The 7557-nt window shown below is 68.7% G+C and carries 7 protein-coding genes; 2 read left to right on the top strand and 5 right to left on the bottom strand.

The features are described from left to right. On the top strand, positions 1-2612 hold a 2612-nt coding region (locus WAZ62_RS13695; protein ID WP_422644094.1), incomplete at its 5' end, for an ATP-binding cassette domain-containing protein. Between the two features lie 40 nt (positions 2613-2652). After that, on the top strand, positions 2653-3093 hold the full coding sequence (locus WAZ62_RS13690) for a cyclic nucleotide-binding domain-containing protein (RefSeq protein WP_422644093.1): 441 nt from the start codon (positions 2653-2655) through the stop codon (positions 3091-3093). 3 nt (positions 3094-3096) lie between these two features. On the opposite strand, the gene WAZ62_RS13685 is transcribed toward WAZ62_RS13690, so the two are convergent. The 5 genes from WAZ62_RS13685 to WAZ62_RS13665 all read right to left on the bottom strand — a co-directional run. Beyond that, positions 3097-5430, bottom strand: coding sequence for a S8 family peptidase (locus WAZ62_RS13685; RefSeq protein WP_422644092.1), 2334 nt, complete (start codon positions 5428-5430; stop codon positions 3097-3099). An 87-nt stretch (positions 5431-5517) separates the two neighbouring features. Further along, complete coding sequence (xth, locus tag WAZ62_RS13680) at positions 5518-6315, bottom strand: exodeoxyribonuclease III (protein ID WP_422644091.1); 798 nt, start codon at positions 6313-6315, stop codon at positions 5518-5520. A gap of 11 nt (positions 6316-6326) precedes the next feature. After that, positions 6327-6620, bottom strand: coding sequence for a 2Fe-2S iron-sulfur cluster-binding protein (locus tag WAZ62_RS13675; RefSeq protein WP_422644090.1), 294 nt, complete (start codon positions 6618-6620; stop codon positions 6327-6329). Between the two features lie 57 nt (positions 6621-6677). After that, positions 6678-7100, bottom strand: coding sequence for an SRPBCC family protein (locus tag WAZ62_RS13670; protein WP_422644089.1), 423 nt, complete (start codon positions 7098-7100; stop codon positions 6678-6680). 94 nt (positions 7101-7194) lie between these two features. Next, the coding region (locus WAZ62_RS13665; protein WP_422644088.1) for a hypothetical protein at positions 7195-7557 on the bottom strand (363 nt) is incomplete at its 5' end.

Here is a 7557-nt window from a genome sequence, read left to right as displayed (position 1 = left end):
CGGCTAGCCGGGGCGAGACGCCGGGGCCGGGGGGCGACAGGGCGGTGCAGCGGGACATTCGGCGCTTCATCTGGCGGTATTCGGCGGCGTCGCAATTCGCCATGCTCGGCCTTGCGCTCGCCTCCTTTCCCTTCCTCTGGCTCTATTACGAGATGCCGAAGGAAATCGTGGCGCTGCTGGGCTCGGGCCCCGATCAGATACCGCGTCTGTTCGGCATCGAGTTGCCCGGCCAGGCTTTCGGCCTTGTAATCGACCGGCCGCTCGTCCTTGGCCTGCAGTGCCTGATCCTGCTCGCGCTCGTCGTGATCAACCTGCGGTTCCGCTTCTGGATCAGCCGGCTGCGCAATCTGACGCTCGAGAGAGCGCTGCGTCGCATCCGCTTCCAGATCCTCGCCCTCGTGCTGCGCTTTCCGCTGCACGCCTTTCGCCAGCGGACGGCGGGCGAGACCCTGGCGGCCATGGGCGGCGATCTCGAGAGCCTGTGCGGCCATGTCGGCGACACGGTCTCGGTCCCGGCCTATCAGGGCGGTACACTCGCCGTCATCATGATCTTCCTGATCTGGCAGGACCCGCTGATCGCGGCCGCCGCCGCCTCGATCTATCCCCTGAGCATGGTGGTGGTGCCTCGCCTGCAGCGGAAGGTGAACGAATTGTCGCGGGAAAGGGGCGGCCTGATGCGCGGCCTCGGCGAGCGGATCGACGAGACCTTCCGCCTCGTGACCGACATTCACGCCAACGACCAGACGCGCTGGACCCGGGCCTGGCTGGGTGCCCAGCTGGCCCAGATCTTCCGCGTCCGCTTCGACATCGACCAGCGCAAGTTCGCCATCAAGGCCATCAACACCCTGCTGCAGCAGACCGGCCCCGTGCTGTTCTATGGCGCCGGTGGCCTGATGGTGCTCGAGGGGCGGCTGGATGTCGGCACGCTGATCGCGGCGATCGCCGCCCACAAGGACATGGCCACCCCCTGGCGCGAGTTGCTGGACTGGTATCAGGGCCGGGAAGATGCCCGGGTGAAATATGAAAACGTGCTTCGCCTGTTCAACCGGCCGGACCTTCTGCCCGAATCGCGCGACGCCCTGCCCGACGAGGCGGTGAACTTCCGTGGCCAGGCGATCACCGTCGAGGATCTGGTGGTCCGCGACGAAGGCGATGCCACCCGCCTCGACCGGGTGCGCCTGACCCTGGCCCCCGGCCGGCTGACCGCCCTTGTCGGTCCCTCGGGCGGCGGGCGGGAAGTGCTGGCGCAGGCGCTCTGCGGCCTTGTCGAACCGGCGGCGGGCCGCATCAGCATCGCCGGGCAGGACCTTGCCCGCCTGCCCGCCTCCCTCGTCAACCGGCGCATCGCCTATGTCGGGCCGGGCAGCGGCCTGCAGGCCCGCTCCATCGCCGACAATCTCGCCTTCGGCCTGCAGCGCCAGCCGGGCGGCGGCGGCGGTCAGGACCTGCGCGAGGCCCTGTTGTCGGGCAATCCGGCCGATCCGATCGAGACGGACTGGGTCGATTATGCCGCCGCCGGTGTCGCGGACCGCGAGAGCCTTCGGCTGCGCATGGTCGAGCTTCTGACCCGCCTCGGCTTTGGCGATGGCCTGTTCCGGCTGGGGTTGCAGGCCCGCCTGCCGGCCGGCGCCGACGACCGGCTACGCGCCGGGATCGTCGCCGCCCGCGCCGCCCTCGCCGAGGCCCTTCACGCGCGGGGGCTGCGGGGCCTGATCGCCCGTTTCGAGGACGATCGCTACAACGACCACGCCACGCTGGCCGAAAACCTCCTGTTCGGCCTGCCGACCGATCCGGCCATCGATGCCGACCGTCTGGCCGATCACCCGCTGATCCACGGGCTGCTGGAGCGCAGCGGCCTGCTGGGGCGCCTGTTCGGCGCGGGCAAGACCATCGCGGCCGTGATGATCGAACTGTTCGCCGATCTCGATCCCGGCCACGAGATGGTGCGGCGCTTCGCCCTCGTCACCCCGGCCGAGCTGCGTCACCTGAGCGCCATCGCCGGCCACCCGGAAGCCGCCCTGACCCGGGCCGACCGCGCCCTGCTGACCAATCTGCCGTTCCGCGTGGTCGCCGCGCGCCACCGGCTGAACGCCCTCGACGACGGTTTGAAGGCCGCCGTGGTCCGCGCCCGCCATCAGTTGCGGGACGCATGGCCGGGCGCCGGAATCGCCCGTTTCGACGCGGACGCGGTCAATCCCGCCGCCAGCATCCTCGACAATGTGCTGTTCGGGCGGATCGCGAGCGACCGCGCCGGGGCCGCGGGCCAGGTCCCGGCCCTCGCGGCGGAGATTCTGGACGGCCTTGGCCTCGGGGTCGCGTTACGCCTGCTGGGGCTCGATTTCGAGGTCGGCATCGCGGGCGCCCGGCTCAGCCTTGGCGAGCGGCAACGCATTTCCCTGGCGCGGGCGCTGCTGCGCCGGCCCGATGTGATCGTGCTCGACGATGTGCTGGGCGCCCTCGACAGCACCTGCCGGGGCGACATCCTGAGCATCCTGCGGGACGAGGCCAGCACCGGGGTCACGGTGGTCGCCGCCCTTGGCGACGCCGGCCATGCCGAAGGTTTCGACCGTATCCTGACACTTGAACGCGGCCGCATCTTGCAGCCCGGCTGAGGCCGTCGCATCCTGCGGCTGGAAATGGGGAAGAGTTGACATGAGCCTGAGCGAAGACGCCGCCACCCTGGCCGCCGTACCCTTGTTCCAGGGGGTGGACCCGGCCCGCCTGAAGCTGATCGCCTTCGCCGCCGAGCGACTGACCGTGCCCGCGGGCACGGAACTGGTGCGTCAAGGCGAGGCGGGTGACGCGGTCTATGTCGTCCTGTCGGGCGAAGCCTCCGCCTTCGTCACCGTCGCGGGCGGTGGCGAATTGCGTGTCGGGCCGGTGCCGGCCGGCACGCTGTTCGGCGAGGTCGCCCTGCTGGCCGACGTGCCGCGCACGGCGACGGTGCGGGCCGAGGGCGAGATGGCGGTGCTGCGTCTCGACGCCGACCTGTTCTTCGACCTGATCCAGGAATTCCCCGCCGTCGGCATCGCCGTCATGCGGGAACTGGCCCGGCGTCTCGACCGCTCCACCACCCTGCTGCACAGCCGCTGAGCGTCAGAAGCGGCGGCGGTAGCGCACCATGCCCAGCACCTCGTCGTCGGCCGCGGCCATGTTGCCCGGATCGACGACATAAAGCAGGTTGAAGCCAAGCAGGGCCTGATCGCCCAGCGGCAGGGCATAGTAGGCTTCCCAGTCGATCTCCCGCCCGTCGCCGCCCAGCGCCAGCGTGACCTTGTCGCCGTAAACCGTGCCGTCCGCCGTCCGGCCCAGCGGCCGGTCGATGGTGACATGGCCCGAGCTGGCGCGCAGCGGCTGATGGGCGCTGAAGCCCCAGTGATCGCCGGCCGCGAACGCATCCTGACCCAGCAGGCCGACCGTCCAGCTGTCGCTGGCGATAGCGCCGGCATCCGCGATGAAGGCGCCGGTATCCCGCGCCGAGGTCACCGCCCGGTCGTAGCGCAGATAAAGCGAGATTTTCTCGTCGAAGGCATAGGTCGCGCCGATGGAGACCTGGGCGGTTTCCGCGCCGCCGATCGACAGAAGCCCCTGGCCCGTGGCGCCCAGCATCTGGCCGTCCTCGACGACATAGCCAACAGCGGCCTCCAGCGTCAGATGGCGGCCGATATCCTGACGCAGGCTGGCCTGCGCCCCGGTCGCGCCGGTGCCGACATCGCTCGCGCCGTAAATGTCGTCAGGCCCGGCGCCGTTCATGACCGCGAGCGACAGATGACGCCCCCCGGCCAGTTCGCTGTCGAAACCAACAACCGCGCCATTATCGGCAAGACCGAGGGCGCCCGGGGTGAAGGCCCCTTCGGTCAGGGCCAGACCGGCCTCGATCGGCAGATGGTCGAGGGTGGGCGAGACTTCGGCGAAACCGGCGCGAAGCCCGGCAAAGCCCACCGTGGCTTCGTCGAAGGCAAGGCGCAGGACCGCGACCGTGCTGCTGGCGGTGACATTGGTGCTGGTCAGGGCGGCTTCGGCGCCGATGCCGCCCTGCCGCTCGCCGATCGAGAGGCGAAGGCCGGGCACGCCGCTGACCTCGGAGAAATGGCCTCGGCCAAAATCGCCAAAGGCCAGATCGGCGATCTTCGTGCCGCCGCGCGTCGTCACCAGGCTGGCCATATCGACGTCGAAGGCCGCGCCATCATGACTGTCGAACAGCGCCACCGGCGTTCCCGCCAGCGCCCGCACCAGGGAATCCCCCAGGACCGCGTTCGAGGACAGGGAGGTGCCAGCCGTGGTCGCCGAGCCATCGGTCAGGACATTGCTGCCGACCGAGGCGGTGACCAGGGTGCCGATCGGGCTGGTCGCGGCCGCGAGGTTCATCAGGCCCTGGCCGTACAGCGTGGTGTCGGCGTAGATGCCGGTATCCTTGGCCGTGGTCAGCAGGCGCGAGACCACCTGCGCCGGCGTCAGTTCGGGGAAGCGCGACATGACGACGGCCAGCCCGCCCGAAACCAGCGCGGCGGCCATGGAGGTGCCGGTCATCGTGATGTAACCGCCCCCCGCATCGGTGGCGAGGATGCTGGTGCCCGGCGCGGCGAGGCACCAGGCCGCCGCCTTGCCGCAGGCATTGGCATAGGACGCCAGCGTGCCATCGGTGCCGACGGCGGTGACCGCGACCACCATGGATTTGGTCAGCGTATCGTAGAGCGGCACCATGACCGTCGCATTGGGCTGATCGGCGCCGGCATTGCCGGTCGAGAAGACGACGACGGTGCCACGATCCGTCGCGTGACGAACCGCCGAGATCAGGGCCGAGGGCGTGGCGTCGGTCGGGCTGGAGCCCCAGCTGTTGTTGACGATGTCGGCGCCGGCATCGGCGGCATAGATGATGCCGTCGTAGGGGGCGCGGGTTTCGCTGTAATTGTCGGTGTCGAAGGTTGTGAGGGGCAGGATGCTGGCCGACCAGGCGATACCCTCCATGCCGGTGCTGTCGTGGCTGGCGGCGATGGTCCCCGCGAGGTGGGTGGCATGACTGTCGGGGGTCGAATCGCCGATCCAGTTATAGCCGCCGCTGGCGATCTGGCCCGAGAGTTCACTGACCGAGGTATCGACCTGGCCATCGTTCACCGCGACCACGATGCCCTGGCCCGAAGCCCCGGTGGCCCAGGCGGTGCTGGCCCCCACCATGGCAAGGGCGGCCTGGCGTTTATACTCCGTGGTCTCGAAGACGCTGGCCACCGTGGGAACCAGGGCCGAGACCGTCGTGGTCGGCGTGGTCGGCGTGGTCGTGGTCGTGGTGGCCGGCGCCGTGGTCGTAGCGCCACTGCTGCCGCTATTGCCGCCACCCCCGCCGCCACCGCAGGCGGACAGAAGGGCAGCCAGGGAAACCGAGACGCACAGGAACAGGCACCGCGTGGTGGCGGGACGGAGATGCTGGGGCATGATCCTTGTCCTCCCGGACTTGGTTTATTTTGCCCCCACATTGAATATTCAACCCCCTAATAAACCCATAACGGTTGCATATCGGCCTCAGATTTCAAGAGTCAGCATCACCGGCACATGGTCGGACGGCTTTTCCCAGCCCCGCGCCTCGCGCAGCGTCCGGGTCGAGACCAGGCCGCCGGCCAGATCCGGGGTGACCCAGATATGGTCGAGACGGCGCCCCTTGTCGGCGGCATTCCAGTCGGCGGCGCGGTAAGACCACCAGGAATAGAGCTTCTCGCTCGGCGGCACGAAGTGGCGCACGGCATCGACCCAGTCGTGGGACACCTGCACCTCGGCCAGCAGCGCGGTCTCGACCGGGGTGTGGCTGACCACGTCGAGCAGTTTCTTGTGGCTCCAGACGTCATGTTCCAGCGGCGCGACATTGAAATCGCCGACCACGATGGCGCGTTTTTCCGTCTTCCGGCGCCTGTCGCCCCAGGCGACCATCTCGCGCAGGAATTTCAGCTTGTGATCGAACTTGGGGTTCGCCACCGGGTCCGGCTCGTCGCCGCCCGCCGGGATATAGAAATTATCCAGCAGCAGGCCATCCTCGAAGCGGACACGCAGGTGGCGGGCATCGCCCATGGCGACCCAGTCGTCCTTTTCCACCGTCTTGAACGGCAGTTTCGAGGCGATGGCGACGCCGTGGTAACCCTTCTGCCCGGCGATGGCGAGATGGGGATAGCCCGCCTCGATCAGGGCATTGCGCGGGAAGCTGTCGTCGATCGTCTTGATTTCCTGCAGGCACAGGACATCCGGCGCCTCGGCGGCCAGGAACTGTTCGACGATGCCGATGCGCAGCCGCACCGAATTGATGTTCCAGGTCGCGATGGTGATGGCCATGGAGATTCCGTTCAGCCGGGCAATGCCGGCGCATCGAGAAAAGTGACTTCGCAATCGGATTGCGGCAGCGCCCTGCAGGCGAGGATGAGGCCGGCCGCGGCCTCCTTCTCCGGCAGGGCGAAACCGGCGTAGGGCTTCATGTCCACCGTGCCCGAGACCAGCACCGACTTGCAGCGGCCACAGGTGCCGCCCCGGCAGAAGAAGGGATAGTCGAGATCTTCCTCCAGCGCGGCGTCGAGGATGGTCATGCCGCGCGGTACGTCGATCTCAACCCCGAACTGCGGAAGTTTTACCCGATACGCCATGCCAACCCCCTGCCGCCTCGCCGGACCCTAGGCAAGGCGACGGCCGGCGTCAAATGCTCAGGAAATGGTGCCGAGGCCCTTGGTGATGCCCTTCTCCAGCGCGGCACGGACGATCCCGCCGATGAAGGGCAGCTTGCCCTCGAAGACGATCGTATAGTCGAGCCGGCTGCCGCCGCCCGGTGTCGCCGAGAAGCGCATGGTACCGAGGTGGTTCTTCAGCGGGCTGCCCTTGGTGATGCGGTATTCGATCAGCTCGTTCTCGACCGCGCGGGTCACCGTTTCCTCGAACGGGCCGCCCACCGGCATCTTCAGCCGACGGACGGAGCCCGCGCCGTTGCGGCTGGTGTCGCCATCCCGCAGCCTGGTGATCTTCGCCGGGGCGAAGACCGCGTTCAGGTTCTCGTGTTCCGCCAGGCGGGCGTAAAGCTCGGCGACCGGCGTCCTGAAGTCGCGGACGATATGAATGCGCTGCTGGCCCATGGTCGCTCTCCCCGATTTTTTGTCAGATTCCGAGAGTAAGGGCCGGACCGGGCACCCGGCAAGTGCCCATCCCGGGCACCTCAGCCGATGGTCATCAGCCAATGGTCATCAAACTGGCGTTGCCGCCGGCCGCCGCCGTGTTGGTGCTGACCGACACTTCCTCGACCAGCATTTCCAGCCGATAGTCCGCCGCGCCGGTGGCGACACCGTCGAGGCCGAGGATCGGTCCCGTCTCGATCGCCGCCAGCGCCCGCGCGAATTCGGCCAGCGTGTCGCTGTCGCCCTCGAACAGCGCGGCGGCGAGCGGGCCGGCGGCATCGATCCCCGAGACCGTCTCGACATGGGCGGCAAGGTCGGCCGGCAGTCCGGCCAGGGCTTCCGCCGCCGGGCTCGCCGCCTCGACCACCAGACGGTTGCCGGTCGCGAGCACGGCGGCGAATTGCGTCAGCAGCCCTTC

The sequence above is a fragment of the Zavarzinia sp. genome (assembly GCF_049306435.1).
GTDB lineage: Bacteria > Pseudomonadota > Alphaproteobacteria > Zavarziniales > Zavarziniaceae > Zavarzinia.
Note: the sequence above shows the minus strand (reverse complement) of the source record. Positions and strands in the feature narration are given on the sequence as shown.

Excerpts from the sequence above, each read along its gene's own strand:
- WAZ62_RS13690 (WP_422644093.1), top strand. The coding sequence starts at position 2,653 with ATGAGCCTGAGCGAAGACGCCGCCACCCTGGCCGCCGTACCCTTGTTC.
- WAZ62_RS13670 (WP_422644089.1), bottom strand. The coding sequence starts at position 7,100 with ATGGGCCAGCAGCGCATTCATATCGTCCGCGACTTCAGGACGCCGGTC.
- xth (WP_422644091.1), bottom strand. The coding sequence starts at position 6,315 with ATGGCCATCACCATCGCGACCTGGAACATCAATTCGGTGCGGCTGCGC.
- WAZ62_RS13675 (WP_422644090.1), bottom strand. The coding sequence starts at position 6,620 with ATGGCGTATCGGGTAAAACTTCCGCAGTTCGGGGTTGAGATCGACGTA.
- WAZ62_RS13685 (WP_422644092.1), bottom strand. The coding sequence starts at position 5,430 with ATGCCCCAGCATCTCCGTCCCGCCACCACGCGGTGCCTGTTCCTGTGC.